Annotated in this window: 20 protein-coding genes; 10 read left to right on the top strand and 10 right to left on the bottom strand. The window is 73.8% G+C overall.

The genetic code is table 11. The features are described 5' to 3' along the window. Nucleotides 1–48: 48 nt before the first annotated feature. Complete coding sequence (locus CFP66_RS01940; RefSeq protein WP_094920006.1) at nt 49–1,839, bottom strand: glycoside hydrolase family 15 protein; 1,791 nt, start codon at nt 1,837–1,839, stop codon at nt 49–51. Continuing rightward, nucleotides 1,836–2,879: a glucose 1-dehydrogenase gene (locus tag CFP66_RS01935; RefSeq protein ID WP_094920005.1), complete on the bottom strand. Its 1,044-nt coding sequence runs from the start codon at nt 2,877–2,879 to the stop codon at nt 1,836–1,838. The genes CFP66_RS01940 and CFP66_RS01935 overlap by 4 nt, the downstream gene beginning before the upstream one ends. A gap of 152 nt (nt 2,880–3,031) precedes the next feature. On the opposite strand from CFP66_RS01935, the gene CFP66_RS01930 reads away from it, so the two are divergent. Both CFP66_RS01930 and CFP66_RS01925 read left to right on the top strand, forming a co-directional pair. Continuing rightward, nucleotides 3,032–3,859 carry a sugar phosphate isomerase/epimerase gene (locus CFP66_RS01930; RefSeq protein ID WP_094920004.1) on the top strand — a complete coding sequence of 276 codons (828 nt, stop codon included), beginning with the start codon at nt 3,032–3,034 and terminating at the stop codon, nt 3,857–3,859. After that, nucleotides 3,856–4,977, top strand: a complete 1,122-nt coding sequence (locus tag CFP66_RS01925) for a Gfo/Idh/MocA family protein (protein WP_094920003.1) — start codon at nt 3,856–3,858, stop codon at nt 4,975–4,977. Before CFP66_RS01930 ends, CFP66_RS01925 begins: the two co-directional genes overlap by 4 nt. A gap of 49 nt (nt 4,978–5,026) precedes the next feature. Here the strand turns inward: CFP66_RS01925 and CFP66_RS01920 are convergent, their stop codons facing one another. Then, nucleotides 5,027–6,400 (bottom strand): cytochrome P450, encoded by a 1,374-nt coding sequence (locus CFP66_RS01920; protein WP_094920002.1) that lies wholly within the window; start codon nt 6,398–6,400, stop codon nt 5,027–5,029. 518 nt (nt 6,401–6,918) lie between these two features. Between CFP66_RS01920 and CFP66_RS01910 the strand changes: the two genes are divergently transcribed. The 3 genes from CFP66_RS01910 to CFP66_RS48400 all read left to right on the top strand — a co-directional run bounded on the left by CFP66_RS01910 (nt 6,919) and on the right by CFP66_RS48400 (nt 10,971). After that, entirely contained in the window at nt 6,919–7,452 is a 534-nt protein-coding gene (locus CFP66_RS01910; protein ID WP_094920000.1) for a GNAT family N-acetyltransferase, read from the top strand. Nucleotides 7,453–7,531: 79 nt separating this feature from the next. Then, nucleotides 7,532–8,911 (top strand): MFS transporter, encoded by a 1,380-nt coding sequence (locus tag CFP66_RS01905; RefSeq protein WP_094919999.1) that lies wholly within the window; start codon nt 7,532–7,534, stop codon nt 8,909–8,911. Between the two features lie 404 nt (nt 8,912–9,315). Further along, a complete protein-coding gene (locus tag CFP66_RS48400) occupies nt 9,316–10,971 on the top strand; it encodes a polysaccharide lyase family 7 protein (RefSeq protein WP_198961203.1) in 1,656 nt (551 codons plus the stop codon). 46 nt (nt 10,972–11,017) lie between these two features. Here CFP66_RS48400 and CFP66_RS01895 read toward each other — a convergent pair whose 3' ends face one another. The 4 genes from CFP66_RS01895 to CFP66_RS01880 form a co-directional block, all read right to left on the bottom strand. Continuing rightward, the gene (locus CFP66_RS01895; RefSeq protein ID WP_094919998.1) at nt 11,018–12,352 is read right to left on the bottom strand and encodes an Nramp family divalent metal transporter; all 1,335 of its coding nucleotides are present in this window, start codon (nt 12,350–12,352) and stop codon (nt 11,018–11,020) included. Nucleotides 12,353–12,469: 117 nt separating this feature from the next. Next, a complete protein-coding gene (locus CFP66_RS01890) occupies nt 12,470–13,420 on the bottom strand; it encodes a TAXI family TRAP transporter solute-binding subunit (protein WP_094919997.1) in 951 nt (316 codons plus the stop codon). Next, nucleotides 13,417–14,802, bottom strand: a complete 1,386-nt coding sequence (locus CFP66_RS01885) for a HAMP domain-containing sensor histidine kinase (protein WP_094919996.1) — start codon at nt 14,800–14,802, stop codon at nt 13,417–13,419. The genes CFP66_RS01890 and CFP66_RS01885 overlap by 4 nt, the downstream gene beginning before the upstream one ends. Nucleotides 14,803–14,807: 5 nt before the next feature. Beyond that, the gene (locus tag CFP66_RS01880) at nt 14,808–15,470 is read right to left on the bottom strand and encodes a response regulator transcription factor (RefSeq protein WP_094921382.1); all 663 of its coding nucleotides are present in this window, start codon (nt 15,468–15,470) and stop codon (nt 14,808–14,810) included. A gap of 178 nt (nt 15,471–15,648) precedes the next feature. Here CFP66_RS01880 and CFP66_RS49850 point away from each other — a divergent pair, with 178 nt between their 5' ends. From CFP66_RS49850 to CFP66_RS01860, 5 genes are all read left to right on the top strand, one after another. Continuing rightward, nucleotides 15,649–15,774 (top strand): hypothetical protein, encoded by a 126-nt coding sequence (locus CFP66_RS49850; RefSeq protein WP_255413807.1) that lies wholly within the window; start codon nt 15,649–15,651, stop codon nt 15,772–15,774. A gap of 81 nt (nt 15,775–15,855) precedes the next feature. Continuing rightward, complete coding sequence (locus CFP66_RS01875; RefSeq protein WP_094919995.1) at nt 15,856–16,272, top strand: PPOX class F420-dependent oxidoreductase; 417 nt, start codon at nt 15,856–15,858, stop codon at nt 16,270–16,272. A 93-nt stretch (nt 16,273–16,365) separates the two neighbouring features. After that, complete coding sequence (locus tag CFP66_RS01870) at nt 16,366–16,797, top strand: NfeD family protein (RefSeq protein ID WP_094919994.1); 432 nt, start codon at nt 16,366–16,368, stop codon at nt 16,795–16,797. A gap of 2 nt (nt 16,798–16,799) precedes the next feature. Next, nucleotides 16,800–17,852, top strand: a complete 1,053-nt coding sequence (locus CFP66_RS01865) for an SPFH domain-containing protein (RefSeq protein ID WP_198961202.1) — start codon at nt 16,800–16,802, stop codon at nt 17,850–17,852. 2 nt (nt 17,853–17,854) lie between these two features. Further along, nucleotides 17,855–18,829, top strand: a complete 975-nt coding sequence (locus tag CFP66_RS01860) for a YihY/virulence factor BrkB family protein (RefSeq protein WP_233159075.1) — start codon at nt 17,855–17,857, stop codon at nt 18,827–18,829. On the opposite strand, the gene CFP66_RS01855 is transcribed toward CFP66_RS01860, so the two are convergent. From CFP66_RS01855 to CFP66_RS01845, 3 genes are all read right to left on the bottom strand, one after another. After that, entirely contained in the window at nt 18,766–19,395 is a 630-nt protein-coding gene (locus CFP66_RS01855) for a dihydrofolate reductase family protein (RefSeq protein ID WP_094919992.1), read from the bottom strand. The genes CFP66_RS01860 and CFP66_RS01855 overlap by 64 nt on opposite strands. 403 nt (nt 19,396–19,798) lie before the next feature. Continuing rightward, entirely contained in the window at nt 19,799–21,382 is a 1,584-nt protein-coding gene (locus CFP66_RS01850) for a sulfatase (protein ID WP_094919991.1), read from the bottom strand. Nucleotides 21,383–21,750: 368 nt separating this feature from the next. Continuing rightward, on the bottom strand, nt 21,751–24,006 hold the full coding sequence (locus CFP66_RS01845) for a cation-translocating P-type ATPase (RefSeq protein ID WP_094919990.1): 2,256 nt from the start codon (nt 24,004–24,006) through the stop codon (nt 21,751–21,753). Nucleotides 24,007–24,016 lie beyond the last annotated feature (10 nt).

The raw sequence follows: 24,016 nt of genomic DNA, 5'->3' as shown, positions 1-24,016 counted from the left end.
CCTTCCGCCTACCCGGGGCACCGGCGGGGCAACCGGGCCGCGGCGCGGTCATCGCACGGGCTCCGGCGCGGTGCTCGCCGACGCAGGCGCCAGGTGCAGCGCGGTGTTCACCAGGGCGAGGTGGCTGAACGCCTGCGGGGTGTTGCCGACCTGACGTCCGGCCACCGTGTCGTACTCCTCGGCGAGCAGCCCGAGGTCGGAGCGCAGTTCCAGCAGCCGTTCGAACAGGTCCTGCGCCTCGTGCGTGCGGCCGGTGCTGTGCAGCGCGTCGACCAGCCAGAACGAGCAGGCCAGGAACGCGCCCTCTCCGCCGGGCAGCCCGTCGACCGCGTCCACCTCGGGCCGGTAGCGCAGCACGAACCCGCCCTCGGTCAGCTCGCGCGAGACCGCGTCGACCGTGCCGACGACGCGCGGGTCGCCCCACGGCAGGAACCCGGTGCGGGGGATCAGCAGCAGTGCCGCGTCCAGGCCCCGGCTGCCGTAGAACTGCGTGAACGTGCCCCGATCGGCGTCGAAGCCGTGCTCGCAGACGTCGGCGTGGATCTCCGCGCGCAGCGCCCGCCAGCGGTCGACCGGGCCGTGCAGCCCGAACCGCTCGACGGCCTGGATCGCGCGGTCCACCCCCGCCCACGCCATCACCTTGGAGTGCACGAAGTGCCGCCGCGGGCCGCGCACCTCCCACAGGCTCTCGTCGGCGTCGCGCCAGTGGCCCTCCAGGAAGTGCAGGAGGGCGCGCTGCATGTCCCACGCGGCGTCCATGCGCTGCACACCGGCGTCGCGGGCGAAGTGCAGCCCGTCGAGGACCTCGCCCCACACGTCGAGCTGGAACTGGCCTGCGGCCGCGTTGCCGATCCGCACCGGCTTCGATCCTTCGTAGCCCGACAGCCACGGCACCTCGTACTCGGGCAGCCGCCTGCTGCCGTCGAGGCCGTACATGATCTGCAGGTCGGCCGGGTCGCCCGCGATGGCGCGCAGCAGCCACTCCCGCCACGCCTCGGCCTCCGCGACGTAGCCGGTGCCGATCAGGGCCTGCAGGGTGAGGGTGGCGTCGCGCAGCCAGCAGTAGCGGTAGTCCCAGTTGCGGGAGCCGCCGAGCTGCTCGGGCAGCGACGTGGTGGCCGCGGCCACGATCCCGCCCGTCGGCGCGTAGGTCAGGGCCTTGAGCGCCACCAGCGACCGGCGCACGGCGGCGGCGTGCTGGCCGGTGTAGGTGCAGCGCTCGATCCAGCGGGCCCAGAACCGCTCGGTGTCGGCGATCGCCGTTGCGGGGTCGACGTGGTGTGGACGGGGCAGGTGCGACGGCCGGTAGGTGAGCACGAACGGCACCGAGGCGCCCGCTTCGACGGTGAACTCGGCGGTGGTCGACAGGTCGCGGCCGACGAGCTCCACGGGCGTGTTCAGCCACACCGCGTCCGGCCCGGCGACGGCGGTGAACTCGCCGTCCACCCGCCGCACCCAGGGCACGACGTGGCCGTAGTCGAACCGCAGCCGCAGCTGCATCCGCATCGGCACCCGGCCCGACACGCCGGTCACGACCCGGACCACGTCGGCGGCCTCGCCGCGGATCGGCATGCAGTCGGTGACCCGGACGGTGCCCTCGGGCGTGTCCCACTCGGTGTCGAGCACCAGCGAGTCGCCCCGGTAGCTGCGTCGCGTGCACCGGCCGCCCGCCGCGGGGGCGAGCGTCCAGTGCCCCGCGCTCTCGTCGTGCAGCAGTGCCGCGAAACATGCCGGCGAGTCGAACCGGGGCAGGCACAGCCAGTCGATCGCCCCGTCGGGCCCGACGAGCGCCGCGGTCTCGGTGTCGCCGAGCAGCGCGTAGTCCTCGATCAGAGTCATCGCGAGAACCCCAGGACGACCTTGACGTCGCCGTCGCGGCCCGCGAGGGCGTCGGCGAAGTCGTCCAGCGGGACGGTCCGGCTGATCAGCCGCTCCAACCAGCCCCGATCGGCCTTCGCCAGCGCGTCGGCGGCCTGCTCGTAGTGGCGGCGGTTCGCGTTCACCGACCCGAACACCACGTCGTTCTGCAGCACGATGCTGCGGTTGAGCCCGCCGACGTCCACCGGCAGGTCGCGGCCCTGCGCCGAGACCCCGGTGAGGCAGACGACCGCGTTGTGGGCGTTGTGCGCCATGACGTCGGCGATGAGCGGTGCCGCCCCGGTGCACTCCACGACGATGTCGGCGTCGTCGTCGACCTCGGACAGGTCCGTGTGGTAGCTCGCGCCCAGCGCCCGCACCAGGTCGGGTTTGGGCCCCGACTCCACGCGGTCCAGCACCCGCACGTCCAGGCCGCGCTGCACGCCCAGCAGCGCGGCGAGCAGCCCGATCGGGCCGGCGCCGGTGACCAGCACCCGTCGGGGCGACCACGCCGCCCGCTGCCCGATCCGCTCGATGTGCTCCCAGGCCTTCGCCACCACGGTGGTGGGCTCCATGAGAACACCGACCCGGTCCAGCTCCGGATCGATCCGCACCGCGTACTCGGGATGGATCCGGTAGCGCTCGCTCGCGTAGCCGTGGCGGCCCTGGATCCCGCGTTCGGTGTAGCGACCGTTGCGGCACATGTCCCACTCGCCTGCAGCGCAGTTGGCGCACGGCACCGGGTCGGGACGCCGCACGATGCCGACGACGAGGTCGCCCTCCGCGAGCCCCGAGCCCTCGGGCGCCTCACGCACCCGCCCCAGGGACTCGTGCCCGATCACGAGGTGGTCGGCGCCCTCAGGAGCCTGCCCGTACGCCCCGGACACGATCTCGCGGTCGGTGCCGCAGATCCCGATCGAAAGGGTCTCCACCAGCACGGGTCCGTCGTCGTCGGGTGGTTCGGGGACCTCGCGCAGCGCGGCGGAGTCAGGTGTGCCGGGCGTGACGGTCAGTGCGCGCATGAGGTGATGCTTCCCGCACGTGCCGGGCCCGACACGGGTTCGCGCAGTCCCGATAGCACATCGTGATGATCGGCATTACGCGGTCGGTACGAACTACGCTCGATCGCCGGGGCCCCGACCCGACCGGAGCCCCAGACGGGAGCGCAAACAGCATGTGGACCCTCTCCGGCTTCGCCGACGAGATCTCCCCGGATCTCGATGAGCAGTGCCGGGTCCTCACCGATCTCGGCATCCGCCACATCGAGTTCCGCAGCGCATGGGACACCAACGTGCTCGACCTCGACGACGACCAGCTGGAACGCGTGCGGGCGACGTTGGAGCGCGCCGGCATCGGCACCTCCTCGGTCGGATCGCCGATCGGCAAGATCGGTGTGAGCGACGACTTCGACGCCCACCTCGTGCGGATGCGCCGTGCCCTGCACGTCGCCCGGGTGCTGCAGGCGCCCTACATCCGCCTGTTCTCCTTCTTCATCCCGAAGGGCGAGGACCCCGCGGCGCACCGCGACGAGGTGCTGCGCCGGATGAGCGCCCTGGCGGACGAGGCGCGGGGGCACGACGTCGTCCTGCTCCACGAGAACGAGAAGGAGATCTACGGCGACACCCCGCAGCGCTGCCTCGACCTCGTGGAGTCGGTCGGCTCGCCGCAGTTGAAGCTCGCCTGGGACCCGGCCAACTTCGTGCAGGTCGGTGTCATCCCGTTCAGCGAGGGCTACGCGGCCCTGCGCCCGCACCTGGAGTACCTGCAGGTGAAGGACGCGCTCCTGGCCGACGGCACGGTGGTGCCGGCGGGGGAGGGCGACGGGGAGGTCGAGCAGACCGTCCGGGCGCTGGTGGCCGACGGATACGACGGGTTCTGCTCGATGGAACCGCATCTGGCCACGGCGGACGCGCTCGGCGGCTTCTCCGGCGAGGACCACTTCCGCCGTGCGACGCGGGCGTTCACGCAGATCCTCGACCACGTGGGGGTGGCGTACCGGTGACCGGTCCTGTGCGCTTCGCCGTCGTCGGGTGCGGGGTGATCGGCGCGCTGCACGCCGACGTGCTCGCGGCAGGCCCGGACACCGAGGTCAGCGTCCTGGTGGACGTCGACGCCGCGGCCGCGCAGGCCGTGGCTGCGCGGCTGGGCACCGGCACCCCGGTCACCACGTCCCTCGACGAGGCGCTCGCGCGTGACGACGTCGACGCGGTGGCGGTCTGCGTGCCCAGCGGCGCCCACACGCAGATCGCCGTGGCGGCGCTCCAGGCGGGCCGCCACGTCGTGGTGGAGAAGCCGCTCGAGGTCACCGTCGAGGCGGCGGCGCCGATCGCCGCGGCCGCGGCGGCTGCCCCGGCGGGCACGGTGGCCTCGGTGATCAGCCAGCACCGCTTCGACCCGTCCAGCACGGCGGTGCGCGAGGCGATCACCGCGGGCCGGTTCGGGCGCGTCACCTCGGCCGTCGCGACGGTGTCGTGGTGGCGCAGCCAGGCCTATTACGACTCGGGCGCCTGGCGTGGCACCTGGGAGCTCGACGGCGGCGGCGCGCTGATGAACCAGGGCGTGCACACCGTCGACCTGCTGCTGTGGTTCCTCGGCACGCCGATCGACGTCGTGGCGCACACCGGGCTGCTCGCCCACGAGCGCGTCGAGGTCGAGGACACCGTCGCCGCGGTCGTCCGGTTCGAGTCGGGCGCGCTGGCCACCCTGCACGCCACCACCGCGGCCTACCCGGGGCTCAGCGTGCGGCTGCAGGTGATGGGCGACGCCGGGTCGGCGGTGATCGACGACGACCGGCTGCGGTACTTCCACTCCCGCGAGATGGCCGCCTCCGAGGCCGGCGGGGGCCCGGGGGTCACCGCGGAGCGGGGCGACCGCACCGACCAGACCGCGCTGGTCCTCGGGCCCGAGGACGGCGGGGCCGGTGGCCCGATGTTCTCCGGGCACTCGCGGCAGTACCGCGACGTGGTGGAGGCGATCCGCACCGGCACGCGCCCCGGCATCACGATCGAGGACGCACTGCTCGCGCTCGCCACAGTGCAGGCCGTGTACGAGTCGGCGCGCACCGGCGCCCCGGTGCGGGTGGCCGACGTCCTCGCCGCGGTGCAGGTTCCCGCGCCGTAACCGGTCGCCGGGTGCGCCGTCGTCCCCGAGGCGCACCCGGTACCGCCGATCACGACGCGGACACGGCGAACCGCAGGCCGTAGGGGTTCAGCGTGCCGGGCAGCGGCCGCTCCGGTCCGAGCCGCGGGTGCGAGGTGAGCCGGACGTCGTGGTGCTCCAGCAGCGTCGCGAGCAGCGTGCTCCCGACGAAGAGCACGACGTTGCGCCCGGGGCAGATCGCGGGCCCGGCGCTGAACGGCACGAGCCCCCGCGCCGGCAACGCGGTGGCGTCGTCCCACAGCCGGGGCGCGAAGCGGTCGGCGTCGGGGAGGTGCGCCGCGTCGCGGTGGAAGAACGAGGAGAGCACCAGGACCAGCGTGCGGGCCGGCAGCGCGCGCCCGCCCAGCGTGGTGGCGGTGGTGGTCTCGCGCAGGATCGCCGGGGTGGTGGGCCACAGCCGCACCGACTCCAGCACGGCCGCCCGGAGGTCGGGCACGTCCTGCGGGACGGCGAGGTCGCGGCCTGCCAGATCCTCGCGGACCGCCGCCCGCTCGCGCGGGTGCGTTGCGAGCAGGGCCAGCGCGCGGAACGTCGCCAGCCCGGCGGGGTCGAACGCGAACAGCCACTGCGGTACCTGCTCCACGGGATGGGTCTGCGCGGTCGCAGGCGCCTGCGCGACCGCCTCGGCCAGGCTCCCCGGCTCCGCGCGCGCCAGGCGGGTCCGCAGCTGCTCGAGGAACTCGGCGCGCCTGCGCGGGGCGCCCGGGTGCAGCACCGACCAGTTCCCCGCTCCGCGCAGCTGCGCCAGCAGGTCGGTGAACGCGGTGTCGTCGCGCGCCGAGTCGCCCAGGACCACGCGGCGCACGATGCGCATCCACGCCGCGCCGAACGCGTCCCAGTCCAGGGCGCCGGTGCGTTCGGCGACGGCGAGCAGCTCGGCCGCCTCCTCCCGCACCACCGCGACCACGGGCTCGGCCAGGTGGTGCAGCGGCCGCTCGGGCTCGAGCACCGCCTCGGTGAACCGCCGCCGGTCCGCCCGGGCCGCGCCGCGGGAGATCAGGACGTTGTGCGGCTGGAAGTGGGCCAGCGCGCCGCGCTTCTCCGGGGTGCTGGTCGCGAACGGTTCCGGGGACCGCGCAAGCGCGTCGTCGACGTCGCCGGGCGCGAGCGGGAGCACCACCGACCGGCCGGGCACCGCCAGGCGCAGCGGCGCCGACCCGTAGCGCTCGCGCAGCCGCGCCAGGGTGCGCACGAGCCTGCGGTCGGCGTCGACCCGCTCGGCCAGCGCCACCACCCGCGGCCTGCGGATGATCACCCCGCGGGCGACGACCGGGGCGAGCGCCGTGGCCAGCACCCGCAGCGTGTCCGGGACCGACGCGCGCGTCGGCGCTGCTCCCGCTGCATCCTGCACAGCAGTCCCGTCCCCGCCCCGCGTGTTCTCCATGCGGGGCTGGTACCCGCTCGGCGGGCCACCGTCACGTGAGCCCACCTGCCACACTCTGCGGGACGGGGAGGAGATCGCCGTGACGATCCAGCCGGTCGCTCCGCCGCACCTGTTGACCGTGGCCGAGTACCTCGAGATCGGGGAGATCGAGCCCGGCTACAGCGAGTTGGTGGAAGGGCGGTTGCTCCTGTCGCCCAGCCCCGCCCCGGCGCACAACCGCGCCGTGTTCGAGCTGGCCGTGGTGCTACACGGTGCCCTGCCCCAGGGGTTGCAGGTGATCCACGACATCGAGTCGACCTGCAGCCGGCGCCCGCGGATGCGCCGGGCACCGCTCGCCGGCCCGATCTGGTCGTCGTGTGGAGCGAGGCGCTGTTGCGTGTCGAGCGCGAGGGCGGCGTGCTCCGGGACGCGCTCCGCTAGCTCGCACACCGACTTCTGTCCTCGCACACCGACTGCAGTCGGTGTGCGGGCGAGGACGTCGGTGTGTGAGCGCGGCGGCGGGTCGGCAGGATGGCCGGATGATCGAGGTGCAGACCGTCCACACGTCGGCGCTGGGACCGCAGGGGCTGCGGGACCTGCGTGAGTTGCTCGACACCGCGTTCGAGGGCGACTTCAGCGACGACGACTTCGACCACGCCCTCGGCGGCATGCACGCGATCGCGCGGGACGGCGAGGTCCTCGTCGGGCACGGGGCGGTCGTGATGCGGCGGTTGGTGCACGAGGGGGTGGCGCTGCGCACCGGTTACGTCGAGGCGGTCGCCACGCGCGCGGACCGGCGGGGGAGGGGCATCGGCGCGCTCGTGATGGACGAGGTGGAGCGGGTCGTGCGCAGCGCCTACGAGCTGGGTGCGTTGGGCGCCGCCCACGCGGCCGCGCCCTGGTACGCCGCCCGCGGCTGGCGGCCGTGGGACGGCACGACGTCGGTGGTCACGCCCGACGGCGTGCGGCGCACCCCCGACGAGGACGGTGCGGTGCACGTGCTGCCCGTCAGCGCCCGACTCACCGGGGGCGGGGACCTCGCGTGCGACTGGCGCGGCGGCGCCGTCTGGTGACCCTCCGATTGCCGGGAGAGCGTTTTCCTGGTAGACGGTGCAGGCGACGCAGCGGTCACGCGACGGCAGGAGTGAGGCGATGGCTTCCCCCGGACCCGCCACCGAACCCGCCGAGGGCCCGGGCACCACGGGCCGCGACCTGCGCCGCGTGGTCGTCGGCGCGCTCGTCGGCACCGCGCTGGAGTGGTACGACTTCTTCATCTACGGCACCGCGGCCGCGTTGGTGTTCAACGTGCTGTTCTTCCCCGAGTCCGATCCCGCCGTCGGCACCCTCACGGCGTTCGCGACGTTCGGTGTCGGGTTCGTGTTCCGGCCGCTGGGCGGGATCGTCTTCGGCCACATCGGCGACCGGATCGGCCGCCGGGAGACGCTGATCCTCACCACGCTGGTCATGGGCGTGTCCACCGGTGTGATCGGGCTGCTGCCCACCTACGCCTCCATCGGTTGGTGGGCGCCCGCGCTGCTCGTGCTCATGCGCGTGCTGCAGGGGCTCGGCGCGGGAGCCGAATTCGGGGGAGCCTCCACCCTGCTGGCCGAGCACGCCCCACCGGCGCGTCGCGGCTACTACACCTCGTTCGCCCAGACGGGCGTGCAGATCGGCCTCGTGCTCGGAACGGTCGCGTTCCTGCTGGTCGGGTTGCTGCCTCAGGAACAGCTGCTGTCGTGGGGCTGGCGGGTGCCGTTCCTCGTCAGCTTCGTGCTGATCGGGGTGTCGCTCTACGTCCGGCTGCGCGTGGAGGAGTCGCCGGTGTTCCGCCGGGCGGCGGCCGAGCAGCGGCTGATCAAGCTGCCGGTGCTGGAGACGCTGCGCAGCTACCCGCGCAACCTGCTGATCGGCGTGGGTGCCCACATCGCCGACACCGCCGCGGTCTACCTGTTCGCGACCTTCACCGTGGCCTACGCCACCGGCACGTTGGGCATCCCCCGCGGCACCGTGCTCACCGGCGTGATCCTCTTCGGGATCGTCGTGATCATCCTGCAGCCGGTGTACGGCGCGCTGTCCGACCGCATCGGGCGCAAGCCGCTCAACGTGTTCTCGGTGGTGTTCCTCGCCGCGTTCATCTACCCGTTCTTCCTGCTGCTGCGCACCGAGCAGCCGGTGCTCGTCGTGCTCGCACTCGTGGTGGCCACCGCGCTCGGTGTGGCCCCGATGATCGCGGTGCAGCCCGCGTTCTACGCCGAGCTGTTCGGCGCGCGGGTGCGCTACAGCGGCTTCGCCACCTCCCGCGAGGTCGGTGCGGCGCTCGCCGGGTTCACGCCGCTGCTCGCCACCGCCCTGGTCGCCGACGACGGGTCGCCGTGGTGGGTGGCCGCCTACCTCGTGGGCACGTGCGTGATCTCCCTCGTCGCCTTCCTCGCCGCCCCGGAGCTGAAGGACATCGACATCGCCGAGGCGGGCCCGGCGAAGCTGCACGCCAACCGCCGGGGCTCGGTGGGAAGGACGACGAGCGGCCCATGAGGACGGCCCCGAGAATCGGGACATGATCATCGGTTCGGTGCAGAAACGGCCATATGCTGCCGCTTCTGCACCAAGCTGACGATCACGGGGGCCTGAGCGTTCCGCGGCAACAGCAGCCTCGATCCGGAGGGGAACGCGCCGACGCGGCGATCACGGGCACCACCGGATCGGCACCGCTGCAGCCCCGACCGTTCGCAATAGCAAAGCGCTGAACGCGGATCGGGCCGTTTCGGCGGGGTTCGCTTCTACCATCATGCCGACGACGAAACGCCTGGTCAGGCGCGCCGTCGCGTACGTCCCCGGCCTGTTCGGGGGCGCGATCCCGCACGCCCGCACGACGGGAGGACCATGCCCGCACCCGCTCTGCCCCGGCCTCGTCACACCTGGCGCCGGAGGTAGCCGGCATGCCCGGTCTCACCGCGTCCCTCGCCGTGGCCACGGCCGTTCTGCTCGCCGCACCGCCGGTGGGCCCATCCGCGGCCACTCTCGCCTCCCCGGAGGCAGCCGAACCGTGCATCATCGTCGTTCCGGTCGGTCCCGATGCCAGGGAGCAGCTCCCGGAGCTGATCCGGGACCTGCTGGCGGCGTTGATGGAACTCGTCGACGGCGATGCCACCGGCGCGGACGACCCCGGCGCCACCACAGCGGGGGAGTGCTCCACGACGTCGAGCGGCTCCGCCACCGGTACCGATGATCCCGACAAGCCCCGACCGCAGGGGAAGCCGGAACCGGCCGAGCGCGCGCCCGACCGCACGCGCGAGCCCGCCTCCGACGCGGACCGCGACCCGAGCCCGGCCCGGCCGAGCGGCACCGATCCGAGCCCGGCCGATCCCGGGGCCGCCGATCCGGGTGCGGCGAACCGCACGGCCGACGAGCCGGGTCGCGAAAGCTCCGGCGCCGGGACCGACGGGCCCGCGTCCGGTTCCGCCGAACGCACCCCGGGTTCCGGGAACACCGGGTCCGATGCTCCGAGCAGCTCGAGCCCGAGCGGCAAGGAGCCTGAGGCGAAGGACTCTGACGCGAAGGCCTCTGACGCGAAGGAGTCAGGCGCGAAGGACTCAGGGGCCAAGGAGCCGGAGGCCAAGAAGTCGGAGGCGAAGGAGTCCGAGGCGAAGGAGTCCGAGGCGAAGGACTCGGAGGCCAAGGAGTCGGGCGCCAAGGACTCGGGGGCGAAGGACTCGGAGGCCAAGGAGTCCGAAGCCAAGGGGTCTGGGGCCAAGGAGTCTGGGGCCAAGGAGTCCGAGGCCAAGGAGTCCGAGGTGAAGAAGCCGGCTGGAAAGGAGTCGGACGGCAAGGAGTCCGGCGACGGCGGCTCGGGAGGCAAGGAGTCCAGCGGTGGGGCTTCGGGCGAGGACGCCGGCGCCCGGCCCGCGGCCGACACCCAGGCGCCTGCCGGTGCCGCAGGTACCGCGGAGATGCCGGGCGACCTGCTCGACCTGCAGAACTGGTTCCTCACGCTGCCGATCGGCCCCGCGGGGGATCCCGATTCCATCGACCAGCCCGAGCTGTTGGGCTACACCAGCGAGTACTTCGCGCTCACCCCGGACCGCGACGGTGTGGTCTTCCGGGCGCCCGCGGGCGGGGTGACCACGGAGAACAGCAAGTACCCGCGCTCGGAGCTGCGGGAGATGAACGGCGAGGAGAAGGCCGCCTGGTCGAACACCACGGGTACGCACGTGCTGGAGACCCGGCAGGCGATCACCGAGGTGCCGCCGGCGAAGCCGGAAGTGGTGGCCGCGCAGATCCACGACGGCGGCGACGACGTGCTGCAGATCCGGCTGGAGGGGCAGACGCTCGTCGCCCAGTACGCCGACGGCAAGGAACAGATCGTCATCGACCCGGCCTACAAGCTCGGAACGCCCTACGACCTGCGGATCGTGGCGGCCGACAGCAGGGTCACCGTGTTCTACGACGGCGAGCAGAAGGCGGAGATCCCGCGCAGCGGCACCAGCTGGTACTGGAAGATCGGGGCCTACATCCAGTCGAACCCGGAGCAGGGCGACGCGGCCGACGCGGTGGGGGAGGTCGTCGTGTACTCGTTGGCGTTCGAGCACACCTGAACGTGACGAACCGGCCGGCGGGAGCCCCGCCGGCCGGTCGACGTGCTCAGCTGATCCGGTTGACGATGTCGGTCACCAGGAGCACCACGAACAGTCCGGACGCCACGCCGAGCAGCACGTTGGACAGCCAGCCGGACCGGCCGTCCCCGGTCACCCGCTTCGAGTTCAGCAGCATGATGAGCGTGATCCCGAGGAACGGCATGAACGCCGCCCCGAGCACGCCGTACACCAGCGTGAGCGCGAACGGGCTGTCGAAGAACAGCAGCCCCATCGGCGGGATGGTCAGCCAGATCAGGTACGCGCGGAACGGGGTGCTCCGCTCGGCGGCGGTGGCCGTGTAGCCCGTCTCGGAGGCGGTGGCCTCCGCCACCGGCCGCTCGGGGTCGGCGCCCGTACCGGGGCCCACCTCGGCGGCCCGCCCGTGCGGCAGCCGGATCGCCCGCGTCCAGTCGGTGAACAGCAGGCTGACGCCGTTCCACACACCGAGCAGCGACGTGGTGGTCACCGCGAGGAAGCCGCAGAGGAACAGGATCCGTGCCCAGTCCCCGTAGCGGCTGCCCAGCTCGTTGCCCAGGATGAGCAGGCCCTCGTCGCCCTTGGTGATGTCCTGCCCGAGCAGCATCGCCGAGCCGACCACGAGCATCGCGATCACGAAGATGGCGGTCATGACGTAGCCGACGGCGTTGTCGAGCCGCATCATCGACAGCCAGCCGGTGCCCTTCCACCCCTTCGCGATCATCCAGTAGCCGTAGGCGGCCATCGTGATCGTGCCGCCGACCCCGCCGACCAGGCCGAGCACGTAGATCACCGAGCCCTCGGGCAGCTGGGGCACCAGGCCGCTCGCGAGTCCCGAGAGGTCGGGTGCGACGAGCACCGCCACGGACACGACCGACACGAACTTGATCAGCACGAGGACGGTGATGAGCTTCTCGAAGATGTGGTAGCGCTGGATCCACACCAGCCCGAGCCCGACGAGGCCCGCGATCATCGCCCAGTAGCGCACGTCGAGACCGCCGAACAGCGCGTTCAGCGGGAGCCCGACCGCCGACATCGCGGTGGCCCCGTACACGAAGCCCCAGATGACGATGTAGACGCCGAAGAACACCGTGGCCCAACGGCCCAGGCGGCGCCAGCCGTCCAGGAGGGTGGCGCCCGAGGCGAGGTGCCAGCGGCCCACGCCTTCGGCGAGCGCGAGCTTGAGCACCGCCCCGAGCACTGCGGCCCACAGCAGCGCCGTGCCGTAGCGGGCACCGGCCACCATCGTGGCGACCAGGTCGCCCGACCCGACGCCCGCGGCCGCGGCCAGCAGGCCCGGCCCCACCTGCTTGATCTTGGCGCCGAACCCGATCGGGGGGCTCGCCACCGTTGTTTCCGTGCTCATCTCCCGCTCCTCATCGAACGCCGGGGTGTGTTGCGGTGACGGTAGGAGAGCAGGCCCGGGGCGTCGTCGTGAAACACCTGATCTTTACCGGGGCTTAGTGCTGCAGGCGCGCGCACCTCAGCCGTGCAGTTCGCGGTAGGCCGCCGCCGTGCCGGGGTGCAGCGGCACGTCCCCGGTGCCGATGAGGGAGCGCTGGTCGAGGTACTGGGTGCCGACCGCGGACCTCGGTACGAGCTCCGGTGCCGCGGCCACCAGCGTGCGGGCCAGCGCGCCGGCGATCGGGGGCGGCAGGTCGGGCCGGCAGACCAGCAGGTTCGCCACGCCGACGGTCGGCACCGCGGTGGCGGTCCCGTAGGTGCCCGCCGGCACCGTCACCGGCCCGTAGACCCCGCCGTGCCGCGCCCGCAGGTCGGGCAGGTGCTCGACCAGCGGCAGCAGCCGGACCGGCCGTCGCGCGGCGAGCTCGGCGAGGGCGGGCGTGGGCACCCCACCCGACCACAGGAGCGCGTCGGTGCCGCCGTCCTCCAGCGCGAGCACGGCGTCGCGCAGCGGACGGTGGGCGACCTGGGCGCCGATGCCCGCAGCGGCGAGGAGCCGGTCGCCGAACACGGCGGCGCCCGAACCGAGGGCCCCGAGCGAGACGGAGCGCCCTGCCAGGTCGGCCGCTCTGGTGGCGGGGTCCTCGGCCCGGACGACGAGCTGCATGTAGTTCTCGTAGACGCGTCCGATCGCGAGCAGCGCCACCGCGGCGCCGAAGGGCTCCTCACCGCGGCGCGCCGCCACCGCCATGTCGGTGAGCGCGAGCCCGAGCGCGGCCCGCCCGTCGCGGACCAGCTCCAGATTGTCGACGCTGCCTCCGGTGCCCGCGACGGTGGCCGGCATCCCGGCGCGCGTCACGGCGGCGACGAGCAGCTCGCCGAACTCGACGTAGAAGCCGCCCGGCTCGCCGGCCGCCAGCACGAGCGGCTCGGCGGTGCCGGAGGTGCACCCGGTGGCGAACGGTGCGGCGGCCAGCGCTGCGGCCCGCAGGAGCGCCCGACGGGAGAGCGGGGTCGCGCGGGCGGTCATGACGGCACCGGCAGCTCGATCGTCACGACCAGGCCTGCGCCGGTCGGGGAGGCCACGCGCAGGGTGCCGCCCCGCGCCACGACGAGGCGCTCGGCGATCGGCAGCCCCAGCCCGGAGCCCCGCGCGTCGCCGCCGGGTGCCCGCCAGAACCGACGGGTGGCGTGCGCGACATCGTCGGCGGGCAGACCGGGGCCGTCGTCGCGCACCTCCAGGAACACCCGCCCGTCGCGGCGGTGGTGCCCGAGGTGGACGGTCGCGCCTCGGCCCGCGTACTTGACGGCGTTGTCGAGCAGCACGTCGAGGACCTGTTCGAGCTCGGAGGCGGTGCACGCCACGTCTGCCGGGCCGGTGGGTGCCGGGGTGTCCAGCTCGACCCCGGCGTGCTGCGCGGCGGGCCGCCACGCGTCGATGCGCTCGCCCACGACGGCGGTGAGCTCGGTGCGCGCGGGGGGACGGGCTCCGGCGGCGAGGTCGGTGGCGCGGCTCTCCGCGGTGGCGAGGTCGAGCAGCCCGTCGAGCAACGCCTCCAGCCGCTCCACCTCCACCACGGTGGACCGGTACGCCCGCCTGCCGCCGTCGGCGATGTGCGGGTCGAGCGTGTCGACGCGCAGGCGCAGCGCGGCGAGGGGGTTGCGCAGCTGGTGGGAGGTGTCGGCGACGAGCCTGCGCTGCTGGTCCGCGCTCGTGGCCACCGCGTCGGTCATCCGGTTGAAGGCCACGGCGAGCGCGCGCAGCTCGCTCGGGCCCGCGTGCGGGGACACGTGGGCACCGGGGTGCCCGGCGGTGACGGCGCCGACGCCGGCCGCCAGCTCGCGGACGGGGCGCAGCACCCACCGCGCCACCAGCACTGCCAGCGCGGCGCACGCGACGGCGGCGACGAGCGCGCCGAGCAGGATGACCGCCCACGACGTGGCGATGTCGGAGGCCGCAGCGATGGGCTCGGCCCGCAGCACGACCGCGCCGCCCGCCTGGGTGCCGGTGCCGATGGGGCGGGCCAGCAGGATCGGGGTGCGCGACCACGGCCGCAGGCGCTCCGGGTGCGCAGTGGGCTGGTTGCGCAACGCCGCGTCGGCCGCGGCGGCGACGGCCGGATCGTCGGCCCGCAGCCCGGCTTCGACGATCGGCCGGGCGGCGCGGTCGACGACGACCACCCCCTCGCCGTAGACGACGTGGTGTGCCTGCACCTCCTGGGCGAGGGCGTCCGCGCCGGACGGACCGGTGGCCTGCTGGGCCAGCGCGGCGAAGCGGTCGAGGTCGGTGGTGCGGACGAGAACGAACTCCTGCGTCCGGCCCGCGGCGGTGCTCTCCAGCAGTGGGACGGCGAACCCGGCGACGGCCGCGAGGGCGAAGCCGGAGAGCACGATGAGCAGCCTGCGGCGCACGCCGATCAGCGGCCCAACCGGTAGCCGAACCCGCGGATCGTCGCGAGCAGCCCGGGCCTGCCGAGCTTTTGGCGCAGCGAGGCGAGGTGCACGTCGAGCGAGCGCGACACGGCGAGGTAGGCGTCGCCCCACACCTCGTCGAGCAACTGCTGACGGCTCACCGCGGCGCCCGGCCGGCGGGCGAGCGCGGCGAGGATCTCGAACTCCTTGGCGGTCAGGGCGATCTCCTGGCCGGCGACGGTGGCGCGGCGCGCGGCGAGGTCGACGCACACGTCCTCGATCTCGACGAGGCCCGCCGGCGCGCCCCCGGCGGCGGCACCGGTGCGCCGCACGACGGCGTCCACCCGGGCCAGGAGCTCGCGCAGCCGGACCGGTTTCACCAGGTAGTCGTCGGCCCCGAGGCGCAGGCCGCGCACGACGTCGCGCTCGCCGTCGCGTGCGGTGAGGACCAGCACCGGGGTGGTGGCGATCCTGCGCAGCCTGCGCAGCACGTCCATCCCGTCGGCGTCGGGCAGGCCGAGGTCGAGCAGCACGAGGTCGGCGTCGCGGACGTGGGCCCAGACCTCCACGGCCCGCGCCACCCGCCGGACGTCGTGCCCCTGCGTGCCGAGCGCGTCGACCACAGCCCCGGCCACCCCGTCGTCGTCCTCGACCACCAGCACACGCACCGGCAGAGCGTGCCGCACCGCCCCGGCGCAGCGGAAGCTCCCCCCTGTCGGCGGCCCGGTCCAGCGTCCGCCCCATGACTCCGGCAGGGCGGCCGCACGTGGTCGTCCACGTGGCGATCCTGCTCGCGGCCGGCCTGCTCGACGAGTTGAGTCTCCTGGTTCACCCCGTCCTCGCCGGGTGGCGGGCGACCGGGTCTGGCACGGCGAGGCGGAGATCGCCCCCGGTGTTCTCGAGCTCGTCGCGAACGAGACACTCGAGCACGGCCTGGTGTGGCTGCGCCACCGGGTGGCCGCGCCGGGCTGATCCCCGCCGTCGAATCCGTCAGAGGTGTCACAGACGCCGCCGGCACTCCGTCTCGAGCGTGGGACAACAAGGAGGCCCGTCATGTCCACCTCCCCGGATGGCCGCGCGGTGCCCGCCGCGCTCCGCCCGTTCGTGCATCAGAAGACGGTCGTGCTCACCACCTTCCGGCGCGACGGCCGTCCGGTTCCGACGGCCGTGAGCATCGCCGTCGACGGCGACCGGGCGGTGTTCCGCAGCTTCGAGAAGGCCGGCAAGACCCGGCGGGTGCGCCGCGACCCCCGGGTGGAGGTGGCGCCCTCGACGGTGCGGGGCGAGGCCACCGGGCCGGCCCTGGCCGGCACCGCCCGGGTGCTCGACGCAGCCGGGAGCCGCCGGGCCGCGCAGCTCCTGCGCCGCAAGCACCCGCTCCTGCACGGCGTGCTGGTGCCGCTCCTGCACCGCGTCGGGCGCCGGAGGACCGGCCGGACCGTGCACTTCGAGCTGGCCCCCGACCGGTAGTGCGAGATGTTCGCCGAGTCCTTCTTCTTCCCGCTCCCGCCGCGCATACTGGAGTCCTAGCCCCCGGCGACGCGGGCGGGAGGTCCGGTAGCCATGGACATCTGGGTCATCTGGGTGATCGCGGCCGTGCTGCTGGTCGTCGTCGAGGTCTTCACCCTCACCGCGGCCGTGGGTCTGCTCGGCGGGGCCGCCCTCATCACGGGCGTTGCCGCCGCGTTCGGGCTGCCGCTACCGCTGCAGTTCGTCGTGTTCGCCGGCGCGTCCGCGGCCGGCGTGGTGCTCCTGCGGCCCGTGGCGCAGCGCCACCTCGCCACCGCGCGGTCACTGCCCTTCGGGATCGATGCGCTCGTCGGCAAGCCCGGCTACGTCCTGGCCGAGGTCACGGGGCGGGACGGGCGGGTGCGCATCGGCGGCGAGGAATGGACCGCGCGGGCGTCGGACGAGGACCTGGTCATCCCGGCCGGGGCCACGGTGGACGTCCTGCTGATCGACGGCGCCACCGCCGTCGTCCACCCGAGGGAGTGACCATGGACCTGGCACTGCTCGCAATCGGAGTGCTCGTCGCGCTGTTCGCCGTCATCACGGTGGTGCGCGCGGTGCGGATCGTGCCGCAGGCGCGGGCACGCAACGTCGAACGGCTGGGCCGCTACCAGCGCACCTTGGCGCCCGGCCTGAACTTCGTGATCCCCTACATCGACCGCGTCTACCCGGTGATCGACCTGCGGGAGCAGGTGGTGTCCTTCCGCCCGCAGCCGGTCATCACCGAGGACAACCTCGTCGTCGAGATCGACACCGTGCTCTACTTCCAGGTCACCGACCCGCGCGCGGCCGCCTACGAGATCGCCAGCTACCTGCAGGGTGTCGAGCAGCTCACCGTCACGACCTTGCGTAACGTGGTGGGCTCCATGGACCTGGAGAGCACGCTCACCTCGCGCGACACGATCAACAGCCTGCTGCGCGGGGTGCTGGACGACGCCACCGGCAAGTGGGGCCTGCGGGTCAACCGGGTGGAGATCAAGGCGATCGACCCGCCGAAGACCATCAAGGACGCGATGGAGAAGCAGATGCGGGCCGAACGGGACAAGCGCGCGGCCATCCTGTCGGCCGAGGGACAGCGGCAGTCCCAGATCCTCACCGCGCAGGGCGACAAGCAGGGTGCGATCCTGCGTGCCGAAGGGGATCGTGCGGCCGCGATCCTGCAGGCCGAGGGTCAGTCGCGGGCCATCGACCAGGTGTTCCAGGCCGTGCACCGCAACGACCCGGACCCCAAGCTGCTGGCCTACCAGTACCTGCAGGTCCTGCCCCAGCTGGCGCAGGGCGAGGGCAACACGTTCTGGGTGATCCCGAGCGAGGTCACCTCCGCGCTGCAGGGTGTGTCGCGCGCGTTCAGCGAGGCCGTGCCGCCCTCGCCCGCCACCGGCGACCGGCGCGCGTCCGACGAGCTCGCGGCCCGCGCCGCCGCCGACGCCGCACAGGCCGAGCAGGCCGCCGCCGAGGCGGTCGCCGACGCGGCCGTGCCCGACGGCATCGCGCCGCACGCCAACGGCGGCCCGCCACGAGCCGTGCAGACCGGCGATTGAGCGTGGCCCCGGGCGGGGCGGCGGGACGGGTCCTGCGCCGCCTGCTCCGCACGGCGTGGGACGACGACGTCATGAACGAGGCCGCGGCCACGACGTTCTGGCAGACGCTGTCGCTCCCGCCGCTCCTGCTCGGGTTGTTCGGCGTGCTCGGCTACGTGGGGGACTGGTTCGGCCCCGACACGGTCGTCGCCGTCCAGCAGTGGATCATCAACGTCACCGGTGGCCTGTTCAGCCGCAACGCCGTGGACGAGATCCTCGTCCCGACGGTCGCGCAGGTGCTGACGACGGCGCGCGGCGAGGTCGTCTCGGTCGGCTTCGTCCTCAGCTTCTGGTCGGGCTCGTCGGCGATGGCGTCCTACGTCGACTCGATCACCCGGGCCCACGACCAGTACCCCGTGCGCGGCTGGGCCTGGCAGCGCACGCTCGCGATCCTGCTCTACCTCGTGGGGCTGGCCATCGGGATCGTCCTGCTGCCCATCGCGGCGCTGGGCCCCGACCGCGTGCTGCCGCTGTTGCCCGACGACCTCGAGTCGGCGGCGCGCGCCGTCCTCGCGGTCGTGTACTACCCGGTGGTCGGCATCGTGCTGGTGCTGGCGCTCACGACGCTGTACCGGATCGCGCTGCCGTTCAAGATGCCGTGGTGGCGCGGGTTGCCCGGCGCGCTGCTGGCCGCCGTCGTGTTCCTGGTCGGCGTCACCGGCCTGCGCTGGTACCTCGACTGGATCACCAGCACCGGATACACCTACGGCGCCCTCGCCGCGCCCATCGCGTTCCTGCTCGGCATGTACGTCATCGCCCTCGCCGTGATCCTCGGCGCGCACCTCAACGCCGCCGTCCAGGCGGAATGGCCGGCCCCGCTGCGTCGGCGGGGCCGGCCGGTGCAGCTCCCGCCCCGGGAGGCGGACGCTGCGGCCTATCGGTCGCCGTCGTGCTCGGGGCCCATGGCGCCGACCTCCAACGGCCCGCGCCGCCGGTAGGTGCTGATCACGACCCCTGAGCCCGTGCCGGTGGTCTCCACCAGCTCCATCGTGCGCGGCAGCGTGCCCTCGCCGAACAGTCGCTTGCCGGTCCGCCCCACCACCGGGAACACCAGCAGCACGAACTCGTCCACCAGATCGTGGCGAAGCAGCGTCTGGACGAGGTCGCCGCTGCCCGAGACGTGGATCTCGCCGTCCAGCTCCTCCTTGAGCGCGGCCACCTCCTTCGCGACGTCACCGGAGAGGAGGGTGGTGTGCGCCCACTCGGCGGTCTGCAAGGTGTGGGAGGCGACGTACTTGGGCATGGTGTTGAGCTTCGCGGCGATCGGCTCCTCGTCGCCGACCAGCGGCCAGCTCGCCGCGAAGATCTCGTAGGTCCTGCGCCCCAGCAGCAGCGCATCCGAGCGTCCGGTCAGCTCGGTCATGCGCTGCCCGAGCTCGTCGTCGAACAGGGGGACGGTCCAGCCCCCGTGCGCGAACCCGCCCTCCTGGTCCTCGTCGGGCCCGCCGGGTGCCTGCACCACGCCGTCGAGCGTCATGAACGTGCCGACCACGAGCTTTCCCATCGTTCCTCCTCGACGTCCCCGCGGCAGCACGCCGACGACGACCGTTGCGGGCCGGACCTGTGGGTGATCCGGCGGGAACGCGGCCGCCCGCCCTCCTGGCCGGGCGCCGCGGAAGGGATGCTGGCACCGCAGGGGCCGGCCCGCGTCCCCCTCAGGGCGGCCCTTCCCGGGCGGCGGCTACTCCGCCGGGCGTAGGGGCAGGCGCGTCCTTCGGCGTGCCGTCGACTCACGTGGCGTCGTCGGTGGCCGCGGCGCGCAGTTCATGCCGCCCCGCCCGTCTCCGGCCGATCACTGCTCCGGCGATGTCGCCGGTCTCCGCGGGTGAACGGAACTCCAGGGTTCTCCAGACAAGATCGACGAGCGCTGGTGTTCCGTTCACCCGTGATGGCAAGCAGAAGTAGCGTCAGCGGGCCGGGCCGGACCCCGCGGTGCCGGTGAACGTCCGGAGGAACCGGTCGCGGAAGGCGTCCATCGGCCACACTGGCGCCTCTGGCCCGGGCCGCAGGCCGTCCTGCCAGCCCCAGCGCTCGATGCGGGCCAGCACGGCCGGGTCCCGGGCCACGATCGAGATCGGGACGTCCCGGCTCGCGCCCTCGCCGGTGAGCGAGGGGAGGGGCTGGTGGTCGCCGAGCAGGATGAGCACGAGGTCGTCGTCGCCGTAGGTCCGCACCCAGGAGACGAGGCTGGCCAGCGAGTACTCCAGCGAGCGCCGGTAGGCGGCGCGGACCTCGTCGGGGCCCTTTGCCCAGATCGCGTCCCGCGGCTCGCCGGTGGTCATCGAGGCGAAGACCGAGCCGTCGCCCACCGCGTCCCAGTCGACGAGGCGGGGGATGAGCGGCCACGGCGCGTGGCTGGACACGAGGGCGATCTCGGCCATCAGCGGGGGGCGGTCGGTCCGGCCGTGCTCGGCACGTTCGAACGCGGCGAGGGTGTACTGGTCCGGCACCGTGGCCCACCCGAGGTCGGGCCCGCGGTAGCCGAGGCGGGACAGGTCGTGGACCGCGTCGTAGCCGTAGAACGACGCCTCCGGCCACTCGCCGGTGGTGCCCGGCATGACGGCGGTGGTCCGCCAGCCCGCTCTCCGGAAGGCGCTGGTGAGGGTCATGCGGTCGCTGCGCATCAGGGTGTCGTGGCGGTGCTGGTCGTCGATCCACAACCCGGACAGGAACGTGGCGTGCGCCAGCCAGCTGCCCCCGCCGACGGTCGACGAGCCGAGGAAGGCGCTGCGGGAGGCGAAGCCGGCCGCGCCGAGCGTCCGGTCGCCCTCCGCGAGCACCGCGCCGATCTGCGGGGCGAACGCGGGATCCTCGACGGCGTCGCGCCCGTAGCTCTCGACGAACGCGACGACGACGTCCTTGCCGCGCAGCGCCGTCAACAACTGATCGGCGGGCACGTCCTGGAGGAGGTCGGTGGCCACGGCCGCCGCGAACGCCCGCCGGTCGGCCAGGCCGTCGCGCGCCTGCACCGTGTGGTCGCGCACGAGGGCGGCGGTGCTCGCCGAGGCCACCGGCACGCCGGGGACGATCTGCGTGCCCAGCACCGCGCAGACGACCCAGATCGGCGTGATCGCCGCGACGGCGCGGGCCGTGGGGAGCCGGCGCCTGCCGGCGAGGCGCACCAGGCGCCGCACCGACAGCGCCGTGAGGACGATCAGGGCGGCGGCCAGGATCGCCGCGGCGACCAGCGCCGCGACTGCGCCCGTCCGGCCCATCGAGCTCGTCAGGAACTCCACGCCGGCGCCGATGAGGCCCGCGTCGGTCAGCGGGTCGAACGGTCGCGCGAGCACCGCGACGAAGCCGGCGTCGACGACCTTCAGGACGGCCAGCAGCCCGAGCAACGCCCCGGCGAGCACGGCCGTCACCGGCCGGGCCCGCTCCGGCAGGACGAGCAGGACGGCCGCGCCCACGAGCCCCTCCGCCGGGATGCGCGCGAACGCGGCCGGTGTGAGCGCGCCGGGGGCGGTCGGCGCGACGAGCACGACGAGCACGAGCAGGAAGGCGAGTGCGGTGAGCGCGCGGGCTCCGAGCGACCGCGCGAGCGCCGGGGTCAGCGCTCGGCCCTCGGGGCGCGGCGGCGGCGCAGATCGGGTCCGGTCAACGGGTGCGCTCCTCCTCCGACGGCGGCGCCGTCACCCGGAACACGCGAAGCAGGGCCGCAGGGTTCGATCGGGCCCCGCTCCGGCGCCCCTCGGGCGGAATCGTCTCAGAGGCCGTCGGGCAACGCGCGCACGCGCGTCTCGTGGAAGTGCGCGCCCATGTCGAGACCGGGAGCGCGCTGGATCGAACGGGACCTCGCCGTCCCGTTCGATCCAGCAGCACACGAGGTGCTTCTCGGCCGTGCGCGCATGATCCCCGGTCAGGCGCGCGGGGTGAACGAGCGCAGCCGCAGGCTGTTGGCCACCACGAACACCGAGCTGAACGCCATCGCCGCGCCGGCGAGCATCGGGTTCAGCAATCCGGCGGCGGCCAGCGGTAGGGCGGCCACGTTGTAGGCGAACGCCCAGAACAGGTTGCCCTTGATCGTGGCGAGCGTGCGGCGGGCGAGCCGGATCGCGTCGACCGCGGCGCGCAGGTCGCCGCGGACCAGGACGATGTCGCCCGCCTCGATGGCGACGTCGGTGCCGGTGCCCATGGCCAGGCCCAGGTCGGCCTGGGCGAGGGCGGCGGCGTCGTTGACCCCATCGCCGATCATGGCCACGACCTTGCCCTCGTCCTGCAGCCGCTTGACCACGTCGACCTTGTCGGCGGGCAGCACCTCCGCCACCACCTCGTCGATCCCGACCTCCGCGGCCACCGTGTGCGCCACGGCGGCGTTGTCGCCGGTGAGCAGAACCGGGGTGAGCCCGAGGCCGCGCAGACCCGCGACGGCCTGCGCCGACGTGGGCTTGACGGTGTCGGCCACCTCCAGCACGGCGCGGGCGGCGCCGTCCCAGGCCACCGCGATCGCCGTGCGGCCACGCTCCTGCGCGGCCGTCATCGCCGCGGCGAGCTCGGGCCCGAGCGGTTGGCTCCAGTCCTCCAGCAGCGCCGGCCGGCCGGCGAGCACGGCGTGCCCGTCGACGACGCCCTGCACGCCGAGGCCCTCGACGTTGGCGAACTCCTCGACCGCGGGCAGCGTGCCGACGCGCTCGCGTGCGGCCCGGGCGACCGCCGCCGCGATCGGGTGCTCGGAGGCGTTCTCCAGCGCACCGGCGAGCCGTAGCACCTCGTCCTCGTCGACGCCGTCCGCGGTGTGCACGGCGACCACGCTCATCCGGCCGGTCGTGACGGTGCCGGTCTTGTCCAGCACCACCGTGTCGACCCGCCGGGTGGACTCGAGGACCTCCGGGCCCTTGACCAGGATGCCGAGCTGCGCTCCGCGTCCGGTGCCCACGAGCAGCGCCGTCGGCGTCGCGAGCCCCAGCGCGCACGGGCAGGCGATGATCAGCACCGCGACCGCAGCGGTGAACGCCGCCGCGGCACCGCCGCCGGTGCCGAGCCAGAACCCGAGGGTGGCCACGGCGAGCCCGATCACGATCGGCACGAACACACCCGAGATCCGGTCGGCCAGGCGCTGGGCCGCGGCCTTGCCGCTCTGCGCGTCCTCCACCAGCTTCGCCATCTGGGCGAGCTGGGTGTCCGCGCCGACGCGGGTGGCCCGCACGACGAGCCGCCCGCCCGCGTTGACGCACGCGCCGACCACGGTGTCGCCGGGGCCGACCTCGACCGGTACCGACTCACCCGTGAGCATCGAGGCGTCCACGGCCGACGCGCCGTCCTCGACCACCCCGTCCGCGGCGATCTTCTCGCCGGGCCGCACGAGGAAGCGGTCACCGACGGCCAGCTGGTCGATCGGGATCCGCACCTCGGTGCCCCGCTGCAACACCGTGACGTCCTTCGCGCCGAGCTCCAGCAGGGCACGCAGGGCGTCGCCGGCCCTCCGCTTGGAGCGGGCCTCGAAGTAGCGCCCGGCCAGGATGAACGTGGTGACGCCCGCGGCGACCTCGAGGTAGACGTTCCCGGCACCGTCGGTCGGGGAGATCGTCAGCTCGAAGGGGTGCGTCATGCCCGGCACGCCCGCCGTGCCGAACAGCAGGGCGTAGAGCGACCAGCCGAACGCGGCGAGCACGCCGATCGAGATCAGCGTGTCCATCGTGGCGGCGCCGTGGCGCAGGTTCGTCCAGGCCGCCTTGTGGAACGGCCACGCCGCCCACGTGACGATCGGGCCGGCGAGCGCGAGCGAGATCCACTGCCAGTAGGTGAACTGCCACGCCGGCACCATCGCCAGCGCCACCACCGGTGCCGCGAGCACGGCACTGGTGACCAGGCGCTGCCGCAGCGGGAGCGTCGGATCGGGCGCGTCCGCGGTGGGCGCGTCGGCGTCCCGGGGCAGCGGCAGCGCGGCCGTGTAGCCGGCGGCCTCGACCTCGGAGATGGCCTGGGAGACGAGCGCCGCCGGGTCCACACCTGCGGGCGCGCTCACCCGGGCCTTCTCCGTGGCGTAGTTGACGGTGGCGGTGACCCCGTCGAGCTTGTTGAGCTTGCGTTCGATCCGGTTCGCGCACGACGCGCAGGTCATGCCGCCGATCACGAGCTCCACGTCGGTGACGGGAGGGGAGCTGGTCGTCGTCATCGCAGGTACT

It is taken from the genome of Pseudonocardia sp. MH-G8, assembly GCF_002262885.1.
Classification (GTDB): Bacteria; Actinomycetota; Actinomycetes; order Mycobacteriales; family Pseudonocardiaceae; genus Pseudonocardia.
Note: the sequence above shows the minus strand (reverse complement) of the source record. Positions and strands in the feature narration are given on the sequence as shown.

Bases quoted from the DNA above. Each gene is read 5' to 3' on its own strand.
- CFP66_RS01940 (WP_094920006.1), bottom strand. From the start codon at position 1,839: ATGACTCTGATCGAGGACTACGCGCTGCTCGGCGACACCGAGACCGCG.
- CFP66_RS01935 (WP_094920005.1), bottom strand. From the start codon at position 2,879: ATGCGCGCACTGACCGTCACGCCCGGCACACCTGACTCCGCCGCGCTG.
- CFP66_RS01930 (WP_094920004.1), top strand. From the start codon at position 3,032: ATGTGGACCCTCTCCGGCTTCGCCGACGAGATCTCCCCGGATCTCGAT.
- CFP66_RS01920 (WP_094920002.1), bottom strand. From the start codon at position 6,400: ATGGAGAACACGCGGGGCGGGGACGGGACTGCTGTGCAGGATGCAGCG.
- CFP66_RS01910 (WP_094920000.1), top strand. From the start codon at position 6,919: ATGATCGAGGTGCAGACCGTCCACACGTCGGCGCTGGGACCGCAGGGG.
- CFP66_RS01905 (WP_094919999.1), top strand. From the start codon at position 7,532: ATGGCTTCCCCCGGACCCGCCACCGAACCCGCCGAGGGCCCGGGCACC.
- CFP66_RS48400 (WP_198961203.1), top strand. From the start codon at position 9,316: ATGCCCGGTCTCACCGCGTCCCTCGCCGTGGCCACGGCCGTTCTGCTC.
- CFP66_RS01895 (WP_094919998.1), bottom strand. From the start codon at position 12,352: ATGAGCACGGAAACAACGGTGGCGAGCCCCCCGATCGGGTTCGGCGCC.
- CFP66_RS01890 (WP_094919997.1), bottom strand. From the start codon at position 13,420: ATGACCGCCCGCGCGACCCCGCTCTCCCGTCGGGCGCTCCTGCGGGCC.
- CFP66_RS01875 (WP_094919995.1), top strand. From the start codon at position 15,856: ATGTCCACCTCCCCGGATGGCCGCGCGGTGCCCGCCGCGCTCCGCCCG.
- CFP66_RS01870 (WP_094919994.1), top strand. From the start codon at position 16,366: ATGGACATCTGGGTCATCTGGGTGATCGCGGCCGTGCTGCTGGTCGTC.
- CFP66_RS01865 (WP_198961202.1), top strand. From the start codon at position 16,800: ATGGACCTGGCACTGCTCGCAATCGGAGTGCTCGTCGCGCTGTTCGCC.
- CFP66_RS01855 (WP_094919992.1), bottom strand. From the start codon at position 19,395: ATGGGAAAGCTCGTGGTCGGCACGTTCATGACGCTCGACGGCGTGGTG.
- CFP66_RS01845 (WP_094919990.1), bottom strand. From the start codon at position 24,006: ATGACGACGACCAGCTCCCCTCCCGTCACCGACGTGGAGCTCGTGATC.